The organism is Burkholderia sp. SR8 (assembly GCF_052851275.1).
In genome coordinates this window covers 74,418-95,810 of sequence record NZ_JAULUC010000018.1, presented here as the reverse complement: position 1 = coordinate 95,810, position 21,393 = coordinate 74,418, and the positions used below count along the sequence as shown (strand labels likewise).

Genomic DNA, 21,393 nt, shown 5'->3' with positions numbered 1-21,393 from the left:
GCCTGACTGCTGGCCGACGTGCCACGCTCAACTGGAGGACACGACATGAAGAACGACCTGCCCGAACTGGCCCCGCAAGCGCTGCCGTCCGTCGATGCACTGACCTCGCTGCTGCACGACCAGCGCGCGGCGTACCTGCGCGCGCCTTATCCCGAGTGGGACACCCGCGCGAAGCACCTGCGTGCGCTGCGCACGATGCTGATCGATCACGCGGACGCGCTCGCCGAGGCGATCAGCGCCGACTTCGGCCATCGCGCAAAGCAGGAAGTGCTGCTGTCGGAAATCTGGATGGCGAAGGAAGAGATCGACGACGCGCTCAAGCACGGCAAGCGCTGGATGAAGCCGATGCGCAAGCCGATGAACAAGTGGCTGCGGCCGGCGCGCGCGAAGGTGCTGCCGCAGCCGCTCGGCGTGGTCGGGATCGTCGTGCCGTGGAACTATCCGGTCCTGCTCGCCGCAGGGCCGCTGATCTGCGCGCTCGCGGCCGGCAACCGCGCGATCATCAAGATGTCCGAACTGACGCCGCGCACGTCCGCGCTGTTCGAGCAGCTGATCGCGAAGACCTTCTCGCGCGACCACGTCGCGGTCGTCAACGGCGATGCGGAAGTCGGCGCCGCGTTCAGCGCGCTGCCGTTCGATCACCTGCTGTTCACCGGCTCGACGCACGTCGGCCGCCACGTAATGCGCGCCGCGGCCGAGAACCTCACGCCCGTGACGCTCGAGCTCGGCGGCAAGTCGCCGGCGATCATCGGCCCGAATGCGCGCTTCGACGCGGCCGTCGACGCGATCGTCGGCGGCAAGACGCTGAATGCGGGCCAGACCTGCATCGCGCCCGACTACGTGCTGCTGCCGCGCGGGATGGAAGCCGCGTTCATCGAGCGCGCGCGGGCGCGCTTCGCGAAGCTGTATCCGGACCTGTCGACCAACGGCGACTACACGACGATCGTGTCGCCGCGCCACTACGCGCGGCTGCAGCAGCTCGCGACCGACGCGCAGGCGGCCGGCGCGCAACTGCATCCGTTGTCCGATGCGCAGTCCGACCCCGCATCGCGCCGGTTCGTGCCGTGCGCGGTCACGCACGTGCCGGCCGCGTCGCAGCTGATGCAGGAGGAGATCTTCGGGCCGCTGCTGCCGCTCGTGCCGTACGAGCGGCTCGACGAGGCGATCGCGTACGTGAACGCGCGCCCGCGGCCGCTCGCGCTGTACCTGTTCGACGAGGATGCCGGCACGGTCGAGCGCGTGATGCGCGAAACGATCTCGGGCGGCGTGACGGTCAACGACGCGCTGCTGCACATCGCGTGCGGCAGCCTGCCGTTCGGCGGCGTCGGTGCGAGCGGAATGGGCGCGTATCACGGCTACGACGGCTTCGTGACGTTCTCGAAGATGAAGCCCGTGCTCACGCAGGCGCGCATGAACACGCGCGGGCTGATCGCGCCGCCTTACGGCAAGCGCTTTGCGGCCGTGATCAGGATGATGCTGAAGTTCTGAGCGGTGCGGGCCGCGCGCCACGCGCGTCGGCCTGCCGGGCGATGCCGCGCGGCGACGCTGCCGCGCGCGGTCATGACATCACACGGGCCAGAGCGGCCCTTCCTGCATCGCGCCGATCTGCTCGCGCAGTTCGAGCACCCGTGCTTCCCAGTAGCGATGCGTGTTGAACCACGGGAACGCGGCCGGAAACGCCGGATCGTCCCAGCGGCGCGCGAGCCACGCCGCGTAGTGGATCAGGCGCAGCGTGCGCAGCGCTTCGACCAGATGCAGCTCGCGCGGCTCGAATTCGCAGAAGTCCTCATAACCGGCGAGCAGGTCCGCGAGCGCGCGCGACGCGCCTTCGCGATCGCCCGGCAGCAGCAGCCACATATCCTGGACCGCGGGCGCCATCCGGCTGTCGTCGAAGTCGACGAAATGCGGGCCCGCATCGGTCCACAGCACGTTGCTCGGATGGCAGTCGCCGTGCGTGCGCAGCAGGCGGATGTCGCCTGCCCGTTCGAACGCGGCCTCGACGCCTTCGAGCGCGAGCGCGACGGCCGTCTCGTACGCGGGCCGCACATCATCGGGAATGAAATCGTGCACGAGCAAGTAGTCGCGCGGCTCGTAGCCGAACGTGCGGATGTCGAGCACGGGACGCGCGACATACGGCTGCGTCGCGCCGACCGCGTGGATGCGGCCGATGAACCGGCCGAGCCATTCGAGCGTGTCGCTGCGGTCGAGATCGGGTGCGCGGCCGCCGCGCCGCTCGAACACCGAGAAGCGGAAGCCGTCGAACGCGTGCAGCGTGCGGCCGTCGATGACGCGCGCCGGCACCGCCGGAATCTCGCGTGCGGCGAGTTCGGCGACGAACGCGTGCTCTTCGAGAATCGCATCGTCCGACCAGCGCGCGGGACGGTAGAACTTCGCGACGACGGGCGGGCCGTCCTCGATGCCGACCTGGTACACGCGGTTTTCGTAGCTGTTGAGCGCGAGCAGGCGACCGTCCGTGCGGAGGCCGGCGGGCATCAGCACGCTGTCGAGCGCGTCGAGCACGCACTCGGGCGTGAGGCCGGCGAATGGCGGGCCGTCGGGTGTGGCGGGGGCGGAAGTAACGTCTTTCATGCCCCGCATTGTGCCGTCAGCCGCGCCGAAACACGAGCGCCGGGTGCGGCATGGTCGCTCAGTGGATCGCGGCGCCGGCCGGCAGCACGGATTCGCCGGTATCGATCAGGTCCTCGAGAAAGAACGGCTCGGTGTTGAGTTCCTTCGACTCGCCCGGCACGCCCGCGTACCAGGTCACCATGGCCATGTCGCCCAGAACGCGTTGAACGATGCCGCGCGCGCCCTTCGGCACTGCGATATGGGTAGTGCAAACAATCGACCCGACATGCATGATGGTTCCCCACTCTTGAAACTTGAAACCCGGCTCGCTGGCGATCCGGCAAATGCACGATCCGCGCCGCCCTCGCCGGGGTGTTGCGCGTAATCCCATTGTTCACGGTTTATCGAAGCGCGAAAAGAAGAAGAAGCAGGCGAAGTGCCGCGAATTCGTCGAATGTCTCCAATCAACCACTGCGTCGCGCGTGCGCTTGCACGCGCCGATACCCCCATCATACCCTGTCGAATGTGACTGTCCGCCGAATCCGGCCGGCCGCGCGCTGCGCACGCGAAGCGCGCAATGCGCGTATCGTCTGGCCTTTGCCCCGGTACTCTGCCCCGGTAGTCAGGAGATTCTGCGTGACCGCACCCGACGGAACCACGCCCGCGGCCGCGCGCCGCGATGCCTCGCCGCCCTATCTCGAGCGCGGCTCGCGCAGCTACTGGCGCGCGAGCGTCGCGCTGCTGTTCGCCGGTTACGCGACCTTCTCGCTGCTCTACTACGTGCAGCCGCTGCTGCCGGAATTCTCGCGCACGTTCGGCGCCAGTCCCGCGCAGAGCAGTCTCGCGCTGTCGTTCTCGACGGCCGCGCTCGCCGTCGCCGTGTTCGTCGCGGGCTTCGTGTCCGAAGGCGTGAGCCGCCACCGTCTGATGACCGTATCGCTGCTGCTGTCGTCGCTGCTCACGCTCGTCGCGGCGTTCGCGCCGCACTGGCATCAGATGCTCGTGCTGCGCGCGCTCACCGGCCTCGCGCTCGGCGGCGTGCCGGCGGTCGGCATGGCGTATCTCGCGGAGGAAGTGCACCCGGACGGGCTCGGGCTCGCGATGGGACTCTACGTCGGCGGCAACGCGATCGGCGGAATGGCCGGACGCGTGATCGCCGGCGTGCTCGCCGATCTCTTCACGTGGCGCATCGCGATCGGCGCAATCGGCGTGCTCGGCCTCGCGGCCACGCTCGCGTTTCGCGCGCTGCTGCCGCCGTCGCGCCACTTCACGCCGCGCCGCGGGCTCGGCTTCGCGCAGCATCGCGCGGCGCTCGTCCGGCATCTCGCCGGCCGGCGCGAACTGCCCGTGCTGTTCGCGATGGCGTTCATCCTGATGGGCGGCTTCGTGACGCTGTACAACTACGTCGGCTACCGGCTGCTCGCGCCGCCGTACGCGATGAACCAGGCGACGATCGGCGCGATCTTCGTCGTCTATCTCGTCGGCGTGGTCGCGTCGCCGTTCTCGGGACGCATGGCCGATTCGCTCGGGCGCGGCCGCGTGCTGATCGCAAGCGTCATCATCATGCTGACGGGCGTTGCGCTGACGCTGCTGCAGCCGGTCGCGGCGATCGCCTTCGGGATCGCGTGCGTGACGTTCGGCTTCTTCGCCGGGCATTCGACCTCGAGCGGCTGGGTCGGCCGCCTCGCGACGCAGGGCAAGGGCCAGGCCGCCGCACTGTACCTGCTGTCCTACTATCTGGGCTCGAGCATCGTCGGCTCGCTCGGCGGACGCTTCTGGAGCGCACGCGGCTGGCCGGGCGTCGCGGCGCTGGTCGCCGCGCTGCTCGCCGTCGGGCTCGCCGCCGCCGCATGGCTGCGCCGGCGCGAACGCGGCGGCGCGGCATGACGTCCGGGCGCGCGGCCGCGCGTCGTCGCCGACAGTTGCACGCGATGCCCGCGTTGCGGTACCTTTGAAGCTCATCCGCGTTCAAGCGCATTTCGACACACGATGCATCCGTTCACGTCCGCTCTCGCAACATCCCGGCCGCAGTTCGATACGCGGCCGCAGGCGTGCGCGCATCCGTCGGTCCTCCCTCCTCCTGTCGCACCGCCGCTCGTCGGCGCCGCGCCGCCTCCGCCGGCGGCACGCGTCGGCTGATCAGCCGGCTTCGCTTTCCGTTTTCCAGTCGCCCGTTTGCGGCCGTTCGTGCTTGATCGCGCACGATGTGTTGCTGCGCGCGCGACGTGGAACGTTTCGATCCGTTCGACAGGTGGATTCACATGGTTTCGTTCAAACGCGCGCTCGCCGCGCATGGCATCACGTCGCTCTTCGTCCTGCTGTGGAGCAGCGGCGCGATCTTCGCCGAACTCGGTCTGCGTCACGCCTCCGCGTTCGTCTTTCTCACCGCCCGTTTCGCGCTCGCATCTTTGGTGCTGCTCGCGCTGGCCGTCATGCGCGGACGCTGGCTGCCGCCGCGCGGCGAGCGGCGCATGGCCGTGCTGACCGGCCTCTTGATGATGGGCGGCTATTCGATCTTCTACCTGCTCGCGCTCGAGCGCGGGATCGCGCCGGGCGTGCTCGCGACGATCCTCGGCGTACAGCCGATCCTCACGCTCGCGATCGTCGAGCGGCGCTGGCAGCCGATGCGCGTCGCGGGGCTCGCGCTATCGCTGACCGGTCTTGCGCTCGTCGTGTGCCGAGGCGTGGGCGGGGCCGGGCTGCCGATCGCAGGCGTCGCGTGCGCGCTCGCGGCGCTCGTTGCACTGACCGTCGGCTCGATGCTGCAAAAGCGCGTGCGCGCGGCGCCTGCCGACGTGCTGCCGCTGCAGAACGCGATCGGCCTTGCGCTGTGCGTTGCGATCCTGCCGTTCCGGCCGGTTTCACTCGACGTCGGCTGGGCATTCGTCGTGCCGCTGCTGTGGCTCGGCATCGTGATCTCGGTGATCGCGCAACTGCTGTTCTACCGGTTGATGCAGCGCGGCGACCTCGTCAACGTGACGAGCCTGTTCTATCTCGTGCCCGTCGTGACCACGCTGATGGACGCCGTCTGGCTCGGCAACCGGCCCGAGCCGCTCGCGCTCGCCGGCATGGCGGCGATCGTCGCCGGACTCGCGCTCGTGTTCCGCACGCCGGCCATGCGCACGCAGCCCGACCGCGCGTAACCGGACGGGCCGCCGCGCCCGCGCGGGTGCGGCGGCCCGTACTGAGCAAGTACGGCGTTTCGGCGCAAAACGAAAGGATCAGGAAAGACTTGCGCAAGGCATTCGTCTTGTTCGCGAGAAAAACGCGGATTTCCGCGGGTTTTCCGCAGACTTTTAATGGTTCGGATAGCGAAAAACGCCGCGAGGTTGCCTATACTCGAATTGCCGGCCCGCTCGCAAACGGGCCGGCGCGATACTAGAAATGCCCGGCATGGGGCTGAAGGGCGCGTGCGCGCGCTTCGGCCGACTACGGAGACACGCATGACGACCTATTTCACGATCGGCGACTTCATCCTGTTGATCCCGATGGCGCTGGCCGGAGCGCTATTTCTCGGCGCGGTGCCGTGCGCCACCCAGTTCCGCCACAACCTGCTGCGCGTGCTCGGCGTCATCCTCGGCGTCGGGGTCGCGGTATTGCTCGTCGAAGGCCTGCCTGCGCTGATCTAGCGCGGGCGTCGGCGCGTGCCGGCCGCGTCGCTGCACCGCAGCGGCGTGCCGCTGTCAGGTGTGCGCTGCGATACGGCATCCGATCGTTCGGATACCGTATCGACCGTCATTGCTGCCGATCAGATCGCCTGATCGGTGGACGGCTTTTCCCACAGATTGATGCCGCCTTCGGTCGCGTAGCGATCGATTTCCGCGAGTTCGTCCGCCGAGAATTCGAGGTTCTTCAGCGCGCCGACGTTTTCGCGCACCTGCTCCGCGCGGCTCGCACCGATCAGCGCGGAGCTCACGCGGCCATTGCGCAGCACCCACGCGAGCGCCATCTGCGCGAGGCTCTGCCCGCGCCGCTCGGCGATACCGTTGAGCTTGCGCACGTGTTCGAGATTGTTCGCGCTCAGGTGGTCCTGCTTCAGCGAACCGCCGCCCGGCTTGTTCACGCGCGCATCGGCCGGCACGCCGTTCAGGTACTTCGACGTCAGCAGGCCCTGTGCGAGCGGCGTGAACGCGATGCTGCCCGTGCCGATCTCCTCGAGCGTATCGAGCAGCTCCTCTTCGATCCAGCGGTTCAGCATGTTGTACGACGGCTGGTGGATCAGCAGCGGCACCTTGTATTGCGCGAGCAGCGCGGCCATTTCGCGCGTCTTCGCGGCCGAGTACGACGAGATGCCGATATAGAGCGCCTTGCCCTGCTGCACCGCCGACGCGAGCGCGCCGGCCGTTTCCTCGAGCGGCGTGTGCGCGTCGAAGCGGTGCGAGTAGAAGATGTCGACGTAGTCGAGGCCCATCCGCTGCAGGCTCTGATCGAGGCTCGCGAGCACGTACTTGCGCGACCCGCCGCCGCTGCCGTACGGCCCCGGCCACATGTCCCAGCCGGCCTTCGTCGAGATCAGCAGCTCGTCGCGGTACGGCCGGAAATCTTCCTTCAGCAGCCGGCCGAAGTTGATTTCCGCGCTACCGTACGGCGGCCCGTAGTTGTTCGCGAGGTCGAAGTGGTTGATGCCGAGATCGAATGCGGTGCGCAGGATGTCGCGCTGCGTCTCGATCGGCGTCGAGTCGCCGAAGTTGTGCCACAGGCCGAGCGACAGGGCGGGCAGTTTGAGCCCGGATTTGCCGCAGGTGCGGTATTGCATGTCGGCATAACGTTCGGAAGCTGCTTCGTAGGCCATGGATCGGTTCCGTCAGGACGTCGGGGAAGGGACGCGCGCCGCACGCGAACATCGCGCGCCGGCGGCGAAGGAAACGTACGACGGCTATGGTAGCGAACGTCGCGCAACCGCGCACGGCCATGGACGCGGCCGCGCGCGTCGCCTACACTGCGGCGTCTCGAATCACCGTTACAGCGAGGTTGGTATGTCCCGGGTCATCTCGGTTGCACTGCTCGTCGGCGGCGTCGTGCTGCTGTATTTCGGCGGCCAGTCGTTTCATTCGATCAACGACAACGTGTCGCGCTTCTTCACCGGCTCGCCCGCGACGAAGACGATCCTGCTGATCGCCGGCGGCGCCGTCGCGTTGCTGATCGGCCTGATCGGCCTCGCAATGCCGGCCAACAGGCGCTGATTCGCGCGGCCGCGCGACGCAAGACACACGATGCGGCTCGCGTCGCGCGATGCGCAGCACGCAAAACGCAACGGGCGGCCGAAGCCGCCCGTTTCCTTTTCCGCCCGCCTGGCCTGGCGGCAATGCCGCATCGCGCAACCGGCAGGGCCGCGCCGGCGCCGGAACCGCTGCTAGAACTGCACCTCCGGCTTCGATGCCGAACGCGTGCCCGGCACCGGCCGGTTGCTGATCCCGTGATACGTGTACACGAGCGAGAACTTCACCTGGTCCGAGCGGTTCTGCCCGGCCGAATGCAGCGTGTTGCAGTGGAAGAACACGACGTCGCCCGTCTGCAGCGGCGGGCAGGTCGCCGCATCGATCATCTTGCGGTTCTCCGGCAGGTCGCTGCGAAAGAACTTCGCGTCGTCGAACGCTTCGGGCCCGAATTCGGCCGTGTGCGAGCCCGGCACCAGCCAGAGCGCGCCGTTTTCGTTCGTTTCGGGCCCGAGCGCGAGCCACACCGACACCATGTCCGGACGTTCGAACGACCAGTAGCGGAAGTCGCGATGCCAGCCCGTCAGGCTGCCGTACGCCGGGTGCTTCGTCATCATGCAGTTGTGATGCGCACGCGACAGCACCGGCTGCTCGCCGAAGTATTCGCGCATCCACGCGCCGATTTCGGGCGCAATCGCGCGCTCGGCGAAGGCCGGATCGCGCGTGTACGCGTCCAGCAGCCGCCGCACCGTATGCCCGCCCGGCGCATGCTTCGATTCGGGCGCACCCGGATAGCGCAAGTCCGCCTCGAACTCGATCGGCTCCGCCGCCTCCTGCAACTGGCGCTCCGCGATCTGCCTGAGCGCCGCGCACTGCGCTTCGCCGACGAGGCCGCGCGCGACGACGAAGCCGCGTTCGCGCAATTCCGCGACTTGCGCGCGGATCGATTCCGACTGCAATGGAGACGACATGGGATGCCAGGCGTTTATTGTGTGAATGTGACGATTGTAAATCGGCGCCCGATACGGCGAACAGCACCATTGTCGTGCGCAGGGGCATGCCAATCGCGGATTTGATCTGGCGCAAGGGAACTGTGCGGCGCCGCGCGAGCCTCAGCGACAGGCGGTATGCGGCCACGCGCTTGCGGCACGAGGGTTTATCGCGACTTTTGCACGTCATGAATCCCCTGTAGCCTGTCCCGGCCTGTCAATTCTGGCGGGCGCGGCGCGCAGCGACTTTCGGTAAGATCCGTTGCGCCATCCGAGGCCGTTCATACCAGTGCGCTCTTCAAGGGCGCCATCCATACAAGCGAAGCATCGTTCACATGCCATTCCGTCTGACTTCCCGTCTCAGCCGCGCAGCCACGCGCGTCGTGCCGTCCGCTCCCGCCCGCTCGCTGCGCCATCACCGCGCGCGCACGCAGGCGCTTGCCGAGCACACGCATGCGCACAGCCGGCTGGACGGCATCCGCGCGTGGTTTCACGCGTTCTTCTCGATGATGAGCGCGCAGGCGTTCGCACGCCGCGCCGGGCTGCGCTCGCTGCTGCAGAAGCCGTCGTCGCTGCGCGCGCTCGCGCTGCGCCGCACGCTCGGCCCGCAGCGCCGTGTCAACCGCCCGCGCCGCCTCGCGGCGAGCACCGGGTGGTTCGGGTTCAGCGCACGCTGAGCACCGCACCGGCGGCTCGACGCGCCACGGCCGCCGCGATCGTCATCATCTGGCGGCGCGCATAAAAAAACCCCGGCATGCCGGGGTTTTTCGTTTCAGGCGGACGACGCTTACGCGACGCGTGCCGTCGGCTCCACGCCGGCCGCTTCGGCCAGCGCGAGCGCCTTGTCGGTCGCTTCCCACGAGAATTCCGGCTCTTCGCGGCCGAAGTGGCCGTAAGCAGCCGTCTTCTCGTAGATCGGGCGCAGCAGGTCGAGCATCTTGATGATGCCCTTCGGACGCAGGTCGAAATGCTCGCGCACGAGCTTCGTGATCACCGCATCCGACACGCGGCCCGTGCCGAACGTGTTGACCATCACCGAGGTCGGCTCGGCGACGCCGATCGCATACGACACCTGGATCAGCGCGCGCGACGCGAGGCCGGCGGCGACGATGTTCTTCGCGACGTAGCGGCCGGCATACGCTGCCGAGCGGTCGACCTTCGACGGATCCTTGCCCGAGAACGCGCCGCCGCCGTGCGGTGCGGCACCGCCGTACGTATCGACGATGATCTTGCGGCCCGTCAGGCCGCAGTCGCCCTGCGGGCCGCCGATCACGAACCGGCCGGTCGGGTTCACCAGGAACTTGATGTCGCCCTTGATCAGGTCGGCCGGCAGCGTCGGCTTGATGATTTCCTCGATCACGGCTTCGCGCAGCGCCGGCAGTTCGATGTCCGGTGCGTGCTGCGTGGACAGCACGACGGTGTCGATCGAATCCGGGCGGCCGTCGACGTAGCGGACCGTGACCTGCGACTTCGCGTCCGGACGCAGCCATTGCAGGCGGCCGTCGCGGCGCAGGCTGGCCTGGCGCTCGACGAGACGGTGCGACAGGTAGATCGGCAGCGGCATCAGTTCCGGCGTTTCGTCGCATGCGTAACCGAACATCAGGCCCTGGTCGCCGGCGCCCTGATCGAGGTTGTCGTCATGGGCGCGGTCGACGCCTTGCGCGATGTCCGGCGACTGCTTGTCGTACGCGACGAGCACCGCGCACCCCTTGTAATCGATGCCGTAGTCGGTGTTGTCGTAGCCGATGCGCTTGATGGTGTCGCGCGCGATCTGGATGTAGTCGATGTTGGCCGTCGTGGTGATTTCACCGGCCAGCACGACGAGACCCGTGTTGCACAGCGTTTCGGCTGCAACGCGCGAATATTTGTCCTGCTCGAGGATGGCGTCGAGAATCGCGTCCGAGATTTGGTCCGCGACCTTGTCCGGATGGCCTTCGGAGACGGATTCGGACGTGAAGAGATAATGGTTTGCCACTTTTTCAGGCTCCTGTGTGGTTACGGTTGGTTTCACGTAGCCAGCTTCGTTGGGCCTGAAGCGGCGACGCTTTAGCGGATTACCAGGACCGGGCAGCGCGCTTCGCGCCAGCCGGCTTCGCCCCGCAAGTTGTCAGTTAACTCGGCGAAGCCCGTATTATAGCGGCTTTCGTGAATTGTCACAGAGCGCCGCCCGTGCTGCATCGTCCGCTGTTCTACCCCCCTGTTCGCAACGTGCCGGCCAGCCGGCCCCACGGAGATTCCGCATGCTAGGCCGCCTCGGCACGCACCTCGCCATCGGCTTGCTGAAGCTGCTCGCCCTGCTGCCGTACGGCTTGACCGCGCGGTTCGGCGATGGCCTCGGCTGGCTGCTGTATCAGATTCCCAGCCGGCGAAAGCGCATCGTACATATCAATCTGAAACTCTGCTTCCCCGACTGGAGCGACGAACGGCGCGAGGAAGTGGCCGGCCTGCATTTCCGCCACGCGATTCGCAGCTACGTGGAGCGCAGCGTCCAGTGGTTCGGCTCCGAGCGCAAGCTCGCGAAGCTGATCCAGGTCGACAGCGCGGTCGATCTCACCGATCCCGATCTGCCCCCGACGCTGTTCCTCGGCCTGCATTTCGTCGGCATCGAAGCCGGCTCGATCTGGCTGAACCGCTCACTGCACCGCCGCTGCGGGTCGCTGTACCAGCCGTTCTCGAATGCGGTGCTGGAGGAAGAAGCGAAGAAGGCGCGCGGGCGGTTCGACGCCGAGATGGTCGGCCGCGCGGACAGCGCGCGCGTCGTGCTGCGCTGGCTGCGCGACCGCAAGCCGGTGATGCTCGGCGCGGACATGGACTACGGTCTGCGCAATTCGACGTTCGTACCCTTCTTCGGCGTACCCGCGTGCACGCTGACGGCCGTCGGCCGGCTCGCGAAGACGGGCCGCGCGCAGGTCGTGCCGTTCATCGGCGAGGTGCTGCCGAACTACAAGGGTTACCGGCTGAAGGTGTTCAAGCCGTGGGACAACTACCCGACCGGCGACGACGACCTCGACGCGCGGCGGATGAACGAGTTCCTCGAGGAACAGATTCCGCTGATGCCGGAGCAGTACTACTGGGTCCACAAGCGCTTCAAGACGCGCCCGCCCGGCGAGCCGAGCCTCTACTGAGCGGAACCCGCGGGCGCGCCGTTACGCGCGCCTGCACTCTCGCGACCTTCGGCACGTCTTTCGTCTTTCGCGCGCGCCTGCGACAGATCGTAGGCCGACGGCTGCGCGAGCCAAAGATCCGCCTTCCCGCCGCTCTCCTCACCGAGCCAGGCTTCGAGCCGCAGCGCCATTTCCGGCGAGATGCCGGCGTGCCCGTGCAGGATGCGCGACAGCGCCGCACGCGTGACGCCGGGCTGCGCGGCGGCTCCGGTGACGGTCAGGCCGGGCGCTGGCACGACGTCGTCGCGCAACGCTTCGCCCGGACGGGGCGGATTGAAGATGCGAGTCATGGCGTTCGATCAACTCGAGGTTTCGATGGTCGCCGAGCGCCATGTCTGCGGCCCGTGCTGCGTGTCTCCGCCGACTATACGAATGGGCGGTTTGCGGTGTCCGTCTGACCGGTCCGAAATGCGCGCCAGACGCGCTCGTGGAACTCGCCGCGGCGGCGCCCGCCAAGTCCGGTCGCGTCGGTCGACCCCTCGCCCTTTCCGCGATCCGTCGCGCCCCGGACAGATGCACATCGCCTTCCGTCGCGCATGACGGCCCCCTCGCCCCGCCCGCGCAGGACGCCCCTGTCCGCTGCATGTATCATTTGCGGTTGAGATCAGCACGACGAACGACGCCGCCCGAAATGGCCGCACACCGCGTCCGCCGTGCCGACCGCCTTGTTCGCCATGGAATTCCGGACCCAGTGAAACTCTCGTTCACCAAGATGCACGGCGCGGGCAACGACTTCGTCGTGCTCGACGGCTATTCGCGCGCGTTGCCGCCGCTCACCGACGCGCAGGTGCGCGCGCTCGCCAACCGACACTTCGGCATCGGCGCCGATCAGCTGCTGCTCGTCGAGAAGCCGACCGTCGACGGCGCGGATTTCAAGTACCGGATCTTCAATTGCGACGGCGGCGAGGTCGAACACTGCGGCAACGGCGCGCGCTGCTTCGTGAAGTTCGTCAGCGACCGCGGCCTCACCGACAAGCGCAGCGTGCGCGTGCAGGTGATGAAGGGCCTGATCACGCTGACGATGCAGGACAACGGCGAAGTCGTCGTCGACATGGGCGCGCCCGTGTTTGCGCCGGCGCAGGTGCCGTTCGACGCGGCGGGGCTCGACGGCCGCACGGAAGGCCACGACACGCTGTGGCCGCTCGATGTCGGTGGCCGGACGCGGTGGATCTCGACGGTGTCGATGGGCAACCCGCACGCGGTGCAGGTCGTCGACGACGCCGAAGCGTACCCGGTGCTCGCCGAAGGCCCGCTGATCGAGCGCCACGCGCGCTTCCCGCAGCGCGTGAACGCCGGCTTCATGCAGATCGTGTCGCGCAGCGAGGTGAAGCTGCGCGTGTACGAACGCGGCGCGGGCGAGACGCTCGCATGCGGCACCGGCGCGTGCGCGGCAGTGGCGGCCGGCATCCGGCGCGGCCTGCTCGATTCGCCGGTGACCGTGCACACGCACGGCGGCACGCTGACGATCGGCTGGGACGGCGCGCGCGACGAAGCCGCCGCGCTGACGATGGCCGGGCCCGCCGCGACCGTGTTCGAAGGCGAGATCGACCTGAACGTCTGACCCTCCAACGTCCTGATAACCGAACAACGCTCCAGCCACATGAACGATCGCGAAGTCGCCGACTACCTGCTCGCCAATCCCGAATTCTTCGCGCAACACGCGGAACTGCTCGCGACGATCCGTCTCGCGAATCCGCACGGCAAGGCCGCGATCTCGCTGCAGGAGCGGCAGATGGAGATGCTGCGCGACAAGAACAAGCATCTCGAGCGCCGGCTCGCCGAGCTCGTGCGCTACGGCCACGAGAACGACAGCCTGTCCGCGAAGTTCAGCCGCTGGACCGCGCGCGTGATCGCCGAGCGCGACCCGTACGCATTGCCGCGCACGATCGCCGACGGGATCGCCGACGTGTTCGACGTGCCGCAGACGGCGCTGCGTGTGTGGGACGTCGCCGAAACGTATGCGCAGGCCGATTTCGCACGCCAGGTCGGCGAGGAAGTCCGGTTGTTCGCGAACGGGCTGTCGACGCCGTACTGCGGCGCGAACACCGGCTTCGAGGCCGCCCAGTGGCTCGCGCCCGCGGTCGCGGCGCCAGCCGCGACGGCAGCGGAAGGCGCGGAAGCCGCGCCGGCCGGCGACGGGGCGGCCACGTCCGTCGCATTGCTCGCGCTGCGCGCGCCGCTCGCCGGCAACGATGCGCCCGCGTTCGGCCTGCTCGTGCTCGGCTCGCCCGATCCGCGCCGCTTCCACGATGGCATGGCGACCGATTTCCTCGCGCAGATCGCGACGCTCGCGAGCGCCGCGCTCACGCGCCTGCTGCCGCACTGACGTCGCACCCATGACCGACGATCCGATCGCCGCCTACCTGTCGAACCTGAAACACGTCAGGCAGTTGTCGGAACACACGCTGCGCGCGTACACGCACGAACTCGACGAACTGAAGAAGCTCGCCGGCGGCCGCCCGCTCGAAGCGCTGACAGCCGCCGACATGCGCGGCGCGGTCGTGCGCGCGCACGCGGCCGGACTGTCCGCGCGCTCGATCTCGCACCGGCTTTCCGCATGGCGGGCGTTCTATCGCTGGTTCGCGCAGCGCATCGAGATGCCCGCGAATCCGGTCGCCGGCGTACGCGCACCCAAACGCGAGAAATCGCTGCCCAAGGCGCTGTCGGTCGACGATGCGGTCGCCCTCATGGATACGCCGCTGCCCGCAACGACCGAAGGCATCCGCGATCACGCGATTCTCGAGCTGTTCTATTCGTCGGGGCTGCGCCTCGCCGAACTGGTCGGGCTCGACGTGATGTATACGCAAGCCGACGGCTACCGCTCGGCCGGCTGGCTCGACCTCGCCGAAGCCGAAGTCACGGTGCGCGGCAAGGGCAACAAGGAACGCAAGGTGCCGGTCGGCCGCAAGGCGATCGACGCGCTGAACGCGTGGCTCGCGGTGCGCGGCGAATTCGTGAAGCACGACCCGCATCCGCTGTTCGTGTCGGCGCGCGGCAACCGGATGGCGCCGGGCGTCGTGCGCGAGCGCGTGAAGCGCGCGGCGCTTGCCGCGGGCATCCCTGCCAACGTCCATCCGCACGTGCTGCGCCATTCGTTCGCGACGCACGTGCTGCAGTCGAGCGGCGACCTGCGCGCGGTGCAGGAACTGCTGGGCCATGCGAGCGTCGCCGCGACGCAGGTCTACACGTCGCTCGACTTCCAGCATCTCGCGAAGATTTACGACAGCGCGCATCCGCGCGCGAAGAAGCGCGACTGACGCGCATCCCGCATTCCCCGCCGCGCGCGGCGGCCGGCCATGGCCGGCACCGCCCGCGGCTCACCCGATCCGATCATGCAAACCGTCACACTCAAACCGTCCAAGGAAAAATCGCTGCTGCGCCGGCATCCGTGGGTCTATGCCAATGCGATCGACCGCGTCGACGGCAAGCCTGCGCCCGGCGCGACCGTGGTCGTGCGCGCGCACGACGGCCGCTTCCTCGCGCGCGGCGCATACAGCCCGCAATCGCAGATCCGCGTGCGCGTGTGGAGCTTCGACGAGAACGAGCCGGTCGATCACGCGTTCTTCAAGCGCCGCGTGCAGCGCGCGGTCGCGCACCGCACGACGATGGTGTCGGGCACGGGCGCGCTGCGGCTCGTGTTCGGCGAAGCCGACGGGCTGCCGGGGCTGATCGTCGACTACTACGTCGCGGACACGGCCGAGCCGGGCGCCGCGCCGCGCGGCCAGCTCGTCTGCCAGTTCATGGCCGCCGGCGTCGAAGCGTGGAAGGACGCGATCGTCGCGGCGCTCACCGGCGCGACCGGCTGCCCGAACGTGTACGAACGCTCGGACGTATCGATCCGCGACAAGGAAGGGCTCGAGCAGACGACCGGCGTGCTCGCCGGCGACGCGCCGCCGGCGACGCTGATCGCGAACGAAAACGGCGTGCGGTATCACGTCGACGTGCCGAACGGCCACAAGACGGGCTTCTACGTCGACCAGCGCGACAACCGCGCGCTCGTCGCGCAATACGCGGACGGCCGCGACGTGCTCAACTGCTTCTGCTACACGGGCGGCTTCTCGCTCGCGGCGCTCAAGGGCGGCGCGAAACGCGTGGTGTCGATCGACTCGTCGGCCGACGCGCTCGCGCTCGCGCAGCAGAACGTCGTGGCGAACGGCTTCGACGCCGAGCGCGCAACCTGGCTCGACGCGGACGCGTTCAAGACGCTGCGCCGCCTCGTCGACGAAGGCGAGCGTTTCGACCTGATCGTGCTCGATCCGCCGAAGTTCGCGCCGACCCGCGACAGCGTCGACCGCGCGGCCCGCGCGTACAAGGACATCAACCTGAGCGGCTTCAGGCTGCTGCGTCCGGGCGGCCTGCTGTTCACGTACTCGTGCTCGGGCGCGATCGACATGGACCTGTTCCAGAAGATCGTCGCGGGCGCCGCCGCCGACGCGAAGGTCGACGCACGGATCCTGAAGCGGCTCGGTGCGGGCGTCGATCATCCGCTGCTGGCCGCGTTCCCGGAAGGCGAATATCTGAAGGGCCTGCTGTTGCAAATCGTCTGAGCGCCCCGATCTAGACGCACACCCGCGTCCGCGGGCCCTGCTTGCCTGGCGGACCAGCGCTCGCCCCTGTCGTCCGGACGACGGGCGAGGGCTTGACAGGTATGTTTCAATGGATGGTTGTGCGCCCCGGCTCGCGAGTCGATGGCGCGACGCACCCATCCTGGTTTTGACCCCGATTCACGAACCACAGGCGACCGACATGGCCACTCCCGTCACCATCCTCACCGGCTTCCTCGGCAGCGGCAAGACGACGCTGCTCAAACGCATCCTGAACGAACAGCACGGCATGAAGATCGCCGTGATCGAGAACGAATTCGGCGAAGAGAACATCGACAACGAGATCCTCGTCCAGGACACGAACGAGCAGATCATCCAGATGAGCAACGGCTGCATCTGCTGCACGATCCGCGGCGACCTCGCCCGCGCGCTCGGCGATCTGGCCGCGAAGAAGCGCGAAGGCAAGCTCGACTTCGATCGCATCGTGATCGAAACGACCGGCCTCGCGAACCCGGGCCCGGTCGCGCAGACCTTCTTCATCGACAGCGAGATCGCCGACGACTTCCTGCTCGACGCGGTCATCACGCTGGTCGACGCGAAGCATGCGAACGCGCAGCTCGACGAACACGAAGTGGTGCAGCGCCAGGTCGGCTTCGCCGATCGCCTGTTCATCACGAAGTCGGACCTGGTGGACGATCAGGCCGTCGCGGCGCTCAAGCATCGCCTGATGCACATGAACCCGAAGGCGACGATCAAGGTCGTGAACTTCGGCGAAGCGGACATCAAGGAAATCTTCGACCTGCGCGGCTTCAACCTGAACGCGAAGCTCGAGATCGACCCGGACTTCCTCGCCGAGGACGACCACGCGCACGATCATCACGATCACGACCATGATCACGATCACGCAAATTGCGACCACGATCATGGCCAATGCGCGCACGATCACGACCACGGCCACGGCCATCATCATGACCACCACCACGCGCACCACGACGACAAGATCAAGTCGTTCGTGTACCGCAACGATCGCCCGTTCGACCCGAACAAGCTGGAAGACTTCCTCGGCGGCATTCTGCAGATCTACGGGGAACGGATGTTGCGCTACAAGGGCGTGCTGTACATGAAGGGCGTCGACCGCAAGGTCGTGTTCCAGGGTGTGCACCAGATGATGGGCAGCGACCTGGCGGCGAAGTGGCTGCCGGCCGAGAAGAAGACCAACAAGATGGTGTTCATCGGCGTCGAGCTGCCGCAGGACCTGATCACCGACGGCCTCGACGCCTGCCTCGCCTGAGCGTTCGGGCGGCCGTCCTGCGCCGCCCGCGCGGCCGCCTTCGCGGGCGGTCGCGGCAGTTTGGCGGCGCCGTTTCCGGGCAGGGTTTCGCCGTCATCGCTTTTTCGCGATTTGCGCGTTATATTTTCTAGATATTGGCGCAGCCGACGGGGATCGACCCGATACGGCGCCCGCTTGCGATTCAGTTACAATACGTGCCCGCTGGAGTACGGCAATAACAGGCCCGGTTCTTGCAGAACCATTACCCGGGCATCGCAACCGCGCCGGATTGCCCATCCGCCCCGGCCGCGGCCGATGCGATCTGCCGCGCAGCACCGGTTCGCCGCGCGCGCAAATCCGCGCCAGGCCAATCCTGGTATTTGAGAACCGGTTTTCCAGAGGCTTTCGGCCCCGCAGCGGCAAATCGCAAGTGATTGCAAGTGCAGTTGCGGGTAATCCCAAAGTGCAGGCACTATCTACCGATTTGCCGCACATTGAAGAAGCAAGCAGATGACGAAGAAACTCTTGACCGAAGCCGAAATCCTGAAGATGAGCGACAAGGATTACATGAATGAGGATCAGCTCGCCTTCTTCAAAAATCGGCTCGAACAGTTGCAGGCGGACATCCTCAAGAATGCAGGCCAGACGACCGAGAACCTGCGCGAGACGGTGATCGTCCCCGATCCCGCCGACCGCGCGACGATCGAGGAAGAGCACGCGCTCGAGCTGCGCACGCGCGATCGCGAACGCAAGCTCCTCAAGAAGGTTCAGCAGTCGCTCGCCCGCATCGATTCCGGCGATTACGGCTGGTGCGAGGAAACCGGCGAACCGATCGGCATCCCGCGCCTGCTCGCGCGTCCGACGGCCACGCTGTCGCTCGAGGCGCAAGAGCGCCGCGAACTGCGCCAGAAGCTGTTCGGCGACTGATCGAGCGGCGTTCCGCTCAGACACGCTGCTTCCCGAAAGCGCGCGGCCTGCCGCGCGCTTTTTGTTTTTCCGGCACTGGTTCCCGGGCCGCCGGCCGATTTGCCTCCCCCTCTTGATATCCCGGCGCGCGCCCTAAAATGAAACGGACGCGCGCCGGGCCGCTCCCCGGCGCACTGCGGATTCACGCGGCGGCGCCTCGCGCCGCCCGACTCTTCCCCGTTTTTCTCAAGGAACGCAGATGGAGCAATTTCACGGCACGACCATCGTTTCGGTCCGACGCGGCGACCAGGTCGCGCTCGGCGGCGACGGCCAGGTAACCCTCGGCAACATCGTCATGAAGGGTGGCGCGCGGAAAGTGCGGCGGATCTACAACAACCAGGTACTGGTCGGATTCGCGGGCGGCACCGCCGATGCGTTCTCGCTGCTCGATCGCTTCGAGGCGAAGCTCGAGAAGCACCAGGGCAACCTGACGCGCGCGGCCGTCGAGCTCGCGAAGGACTGGCGCACCGACCGGATGCTGCGCCGCCTCGAGGCGATGCTGATCACGGCCGATGCCACCACCACGCTCGTGATCACCGGCAACGGCGACGTGCTCGACCCGGAGGGCGGCATCTGTGCGATCGGCTCGGGCGGCGCATACGCGCAGGCGGCGGCCCGCGCGCTCGCGGAGAACACCGAGCTGTCCCCGCGCGAGATCGTCGAGAAATCGCTCGAGATCGCCGGCGACATGTGCATCTACACGAACCACAATCGCATCATCGAAACGATCGAGTAAGGACCGCACCATGAGCACCATGACCCCTGCCGAGATCGTCTCGGAACTCGACAAGCACATCATCGGCCAGGCCAAGGCGAAGAAGGCCGTCGCGGTCGCGCTGCGCAACCGCTGGCGCCGCCAGCAGGTCGCCGATCCGCTGCGCCAGGAAATCACGCCGAAGAACATCCTGATGATCGGGCCGACGGGCGTCGGCAAGACCGAAATCGCGCGCCGCCTCGCGAAGCTCGCCGATGCGCCGTTCATCAAGATCGAAGCCACCAAGTTCACCGAAGTCGGCTACGTCGGCCGCGACGTCGACAGCATCGTGCGCGACCTGATCGAGATCTCGGTCAAGCAGACGCGCGAATCCGAGATGCGCAAGGTGCGCAGCAAGGCGACCGACCAGGCGGAAGACCGCATCCTCGACATCCTGCTGCCGCAACCGCGCGCGGTCGGATTCGGCGGCAACGCCGATCACGCGAACGACGACAACAACGCGACGCGCCAGACGTTCCGCAAGCGCCTGCGCGAAGGCCAGCTCGACGACAAGGAAGTCGAACTCGACCTCGAGCAGCCGTCGGTCGGCATGGACATCATGGCGCCGCCGGGGATGGAGGAAATGACCGAGCAGATCCGCTCGATGTTCTCGAACCTCGGCAGCGGCAAGAAACAGCGCCGCAAGGTGAAGATCAAGGAGGCGCTGAAGCTGCTGACCGACGAGGAAGCGGCGAAGATGCTCAACGACGAGGAAGTGAAGACGAAGGCCGTGCAGAACGTCGAGCAGAACGGCATCGTGTTCCTCGACGAGATCGACAAGATCACGTCGCGCAACAACGAAGGCAGCGGCGGCGAAGTGTCGCGCCAGGGCGTGCAGCGCGACCTGCTGCCGCTCGTCGAAGGCACGACGGTCAACACGAAGTACGGGATGGTGAAGACCGATCACATCCTGTTCATCGCGAGCGGCGCGTTCCATCTCGCGAAGCCGAGCGACCTGATTCCCGAACTGCAGGGCCGCTTCCCGATCCGCGTCGAGCTCGATTCGCTGTCGGTCGAAGACTTCGAGGCGATCCTCGATGCGACCGACGCGAGCCTCGTCAAGCAGTATCAGGCGTTGCTCGCGACCGAAGACGTGCAGCTCGAATTCGCCGCAGACGGCATCCGCCGCCTCGCCGAGATTGCATTCGCGGTCAACGAGAAAACCGAGAACATCGGCGCGCGCCGGCTGTACACGGTGATCGAGAAGCTGCTCGAGGAAGTGTCGTTCTCGGCCGGCAACCACGCCGGCGAGCGCGTGACGATCGACGCGCAGTATGTCGACCGTGCGCTCGGCGAAGTGTCGCAGGACGAAGACCTGTCGCGCTACGTGCTGTAACGCGCGCGGCGTCGCATGCGCAACGGGCGGCCCGGCGGGCCGCCCGTTTTCGTTGGTACTGGCCGGGCGACGGGGCCGCCGCCGCGCCGCTTACTGGCGCACCGGCTTCTTCGCGAGCTTGCGCTGCAGCGTGCGGCGGTGCATGTTCAGTGCGCGCGCCGTCGCCGAGATGTTGTTGTTGTTCTCCGCGAGCACGCGCTGGATGTGCTCCCATTCGAGCCGGTCGACCGACAGCACGACCGGATTCTCGAGCGCCTCGTCGGCCTGCACTTCGCTCGCGTTGGTCTGCAGCGCGGCGAGGATCGACTCGATGTTCGCAGGCTTCGCGAGATAGTTGTCCGCGCCTTCCTTCACCGCCTGCACGGCGGTCGCGATGCTCGCGTAGCCGGTCAGCACGAGAATCCGCGCGTCGGGCTGCAGGTCGCACAGCGGCGCGATCAGGCTCAGGCCCGAGTCCTCGCCGAGATGCAGGTCGACGGTGATGAACTGGAACTTGCCGCCGGCCGCGAGGCGCAGCGCCGCCTCCTTGTCGTGCGCCTGCTGGACCGCGTAGCCGCGGCGCTCGAGGCCGCGCGCGAGCGTGCCCGCGAACACCTCGTTGTCGTCGATCACCAGGAAATTGTTCTCGCTCATGTGGTTTCTCCGT

The 21,393-nt window shown here is 67.5% G+C and carries 22 protein-coding genes; 15 read left to right on the top strand and 7 right to left on the bottom strand.

Annotation, left to right across the window (positions count from 1 at the left end; translation table 11 throughout):
• Positions 1-45 precede the first annotated feature (45 nt).
• Positions 46-1,488, top strand: a complete 1,443-nt coding sequence (locus tag Q3A80_RS22065; protein WP_446330992.1) for a coniferyl aldehyde dehydrogenase — start codon at positions 46-48, stop codon at positions 1,486-1,488.
• A gap of 78 nt (positions 1,489-1,566) precedes the next feature.
• Here the strand turns inward: Q3A80_RS22065 and Q3A80_RS22060 are convergent, their stop codons facing one another.
• On the bottom strand, positions 1,567-2,589 hold the full coding sequence (locus tag Q3A80_RS22060; protein WP_446330991.1) for a serine/threonine protein kinase: 1,023 nt from the start codon (positions 2,587-2,589) through the stop codon (positions 1,567-1,569).
• 58 nt (positions 2,590-2,647) lie between these two features.
• Entirely contained in the window at positions 2,648-2,860 is a 213-nt protein-coding gene (locus Q3A80_RS22055) for a hypothetical protein (RefSeq protein ID WP_011886311.1), read from the bottom strand.
• Between the two features lie 344 nt (positions 2,861-3,204).
• On the opposite strand from Q3A80_RS22055, the gene Q3A80_RS22050 reads away from it, so the two are divergent.
• The 3 genes from Q3A80_RS22050 to Q3A80_RS22040 all read left to right on the top strand — a co-directional run bounded on the left by Q3A80_RS22050 (position 3,205) and on the right by Q3A80_RS22040 (position 6,197).
• The gene (locus Q3A80_RS22050) at positions 3,205-4,455 is read left to right on the top strand and encodes an MFS transporter (RefSeq protein WP_446330990.1); all 1,251 of its coding nucleotides are present in this window, start codon (positions 3,205-3,207) and stop codon (positions 4,453-4,455) included.
• A 374-nt stretch (positions 4,456-4,829) separates the two neighbouring features.
• Positions 4,830-5,711 (top strand): DMT family transporter, encoded by an 882-nt coding sequence (locus Q3A80_RS22045; protein ID WP_446330989.1) that lies wholly within the window; start codon positions 4,830-4,832, stop codon positions 5,709-5,711.
• A 300-nt stretch (positions 5,712-6,011) separates the two neighbouring features.
• Complete coding sequence (locus Q3A80_RS22040) at positions 6,012-6,197, top strand: hypothetical protein (RefSeq protein WP_006482800.1); 186 nt, start codon at positions 6,012-6,014, stop codon at positions 6,195-6,197.
• 119 nt (positions 6,198-6,316) lie between these two features.
• Here the strand turns inward: Q3A80_RS22040 and mgrA are convergent, their stop codons facing one another.
• Positions 6,317-7,360 (bottom strand): L-glyceraldehyde 3-phosphate reductase, encoded by a 1,044-nt coding sequence (gene mgrA, locus Q3A80_RS22035; RefSeq protein WP_446330988.1) that lies wholly within the window; start codon positions 7,358-7,360, stop codon positions 6,317-6,319.
• A gap of 184 nt (positions 7,361-7,544) precedes the next feature.
• Here mgrA and Q3A80_RS22030 point away from each other — a divergent pair, with 184 nt between their 5' ends.
• Complete coding sequence (locus tag Q3A80_RS22030; protein WP_446330987.1) at positions 7,545-7,751, top strand: DUF3185 family protein; 207 nt, start codon at positions 7,545-7,547, stop codon at positions 7,749-7,751.
• A 170-nt stretch (positions 7,752-7,921) separates the two neighbouring features.
• On the opposite strand, the gene Q3A80_RS22025 is transcribed toward Q3A80_RS22030, so the two are convergent.
• A complete protein-coding gene (locus Q3A80_RS22025) occupies positions 7,922-8,695 on the bottom strand; it encodes a phytanoyl-CoA dioxygenase family protein (protein WP_446330986.1) in 774 nt (257 codons plus the stop codon).
• A 353-nt stretch (positions 8,696-9,048) separates the two neighbouring features.
• Between Q3A80_RS22025 and Q3A80_RS22020 the strand changes: the two genes are divergently transcribed.
• The gene (locus Q3A80_RS22020) at positions 9,049-9,390 is read left to right on the top strand and encodes a hypothetical protein (protein WP_446330985.1); all 342 of its coding nucleotides are present in this window, start codon (positions 9,049-9,051) and stop codon (positions 9,388-9,390) included.
• 110 nt (positions 9,391-9,500) lie between these two features.
• Here the strand turns inward: Q3A80_RS22020 and metK are convergent, their stop codons facing one another.
• Positions 9,501-10,688, bottom strand: coding sequence for a methionine adenosyltransferase (gene metK / locus Q3A80_RS22015; RefSeq protein ID WP_446330984.1), 1,188 nt, complete (start codon positions 10,686-10,688; stop codon positions 9,501-9,503).
• A gap of 265 nt (positions 10,689-10,953) precedes the next feature.
• On the opposite strand from metK, the gene lpxL reads away from it, so the two are divergent.
• Complete coding sequence (lpxL, locus tag Q3A80_RS22010; RefSeq protein ID WP_446330983.1) at positions 10,954-11,838, top strand: lauroyl acyltransferase LpxL; 885 nt, start codon at positions 10,954-10,956, stop codon at positions 11,836-11,838.
• On the opposite strand, the gene Q3A80_RS22005 is transcribed toward lpxL, so the two are convergent.
• Entirely contained in the window at positions 11,832-12,167 is a 336-nt protein-coding gene (locus Q3A80_RS22005; RefSeq protein ID WP_446330982.1) for a HigA family addiction module antitoxin, read from the bottom strand. The two genes, lpxL and Q3A80_RS22005, sit on opposite strands and share 7 nt — an antisense overlap.
• A 401-nt stretch (positions 12,168-12,568) precedes the next feature.
• Between Q3A80_RS22005 and dapF the strand changes: the two genes are divergently transcribed.
• The 8 genes from dapF (at position 12,569) to hslU (ending at position 20,747) form a co-directional block, all read left to right on the top strand.
• Positions 12,569-13,438 carry a diaminopimelate epimerase gene (gene dapF / locus Q3A80_RS22000; RefSeq protein ID WP_446330981.1) on the top strand — a complete coding sequence of 290 codons (870 nt, stop codon included), beginning with the start codon at positions 12,569-12,571 and terminating at the stop codon, positions 13,436-13,438.
• A 39-nt stretch (positions 13,439-13,477) separates the two neighbouring features.
• On the top strand, positions 13,478-14,203 hold the full coding sequence (locus tag Q3A80_RS21995) for a DUF484 family protein (RefSeq protein ID WP_446330980.1): 726 nt from the start codon (positions 13,478-13,480) through the stop codon (positions 14,201-14,203).
• 10 nt (positions 14,204-14,213) lie between these two features.
• Positions 14,214-15,134: a tyrosine recombinase XerC gene (gene xerC, locus Q3A80_RS21990; RefSeq protein ID WP_446330979.1), complete on the top strand. Its 921-nt coding sequence runs from the start codon at positions 14,214-14,216 to the stop codon at positions 15,132-15,134.
• Positions 15,135-15,209: 75 nt separating this feature from the next.
• Complete coding sequence (locus Q3A80_RS21985) at positions 15,210-16,424, top strand: class I SAM-dependent rRNA methyltransferase (protein WP_446330978.1); 1,215 nt, start codon at positions 15,210-15,212, stop codon at positions 16,422-16,424.
• A gap of 199 nt (positions 16,425-16,623) precedes the next feature.
• Entirely contained in the window at positions 16,624-17,712 is a 1,089-nt protein-coding gene (locus tag Q3A80_RS21980) for a CobW family GTP-binding protein (protein ID WP_446330977.1), read from the top strand.
• 489 nt (positions 17,713-18,201) lie between these two features.
• Complete coding sequence (gene dksA, locus Q3A80_RS21975; RefSeq protein ID WP_006477498.1) at positions 18,202-18,618, top strand: RNA polymerase-binding protein DksA; 417 nt, start codon at positions 18,202-18,204, stop codon at positions 18,616-18,618.
• A gap of 238 nt (positions 18,619-18,856) precedes the next feature.
• On the top strand, positions 18,857-19,393 hold the full coding sequence (hslV, locus tag Q3A80_RS21970) for an ATP-dependent protease subunit HslV (RefSeq protein WP_124510677.1): 537 nt from the start codon (positions 18,857-18,859) through the stop codon (positions 19,391-19,393).
• A 10-nt stretch (positions 19,394-19,403) separates the two neighbouring features.
• Positions 19,404-20,747, top strand: coding sequence for an ATP-dependent protease ATPase subunit HslU (hslU, locus tag Q3A80_RS21965; protein WP_446330976.1), 1,344 nt, complete (start codon positions 19,404-19,406; stop codon positions 20,745-20,747).
• A gap of 90 nt (positions 20,748-20,837) precedes the next feature.
• On the opposite strand, the gene Q3A80_RS21960 is transcribed toward hslU, so the two are convergent.
• Positions 20,838-21,380, bottom strand: a complete 543-nt coding sequence (locus tag Q3A80_RS21960) for a response regulator transcription factor (protein WP_011658200.1) — start codon at positions 21,378-21,380, stop codon at positions 20,838-20,840.
• Positions 21,381-21,393: the final 13 nt, after the last annotated feature.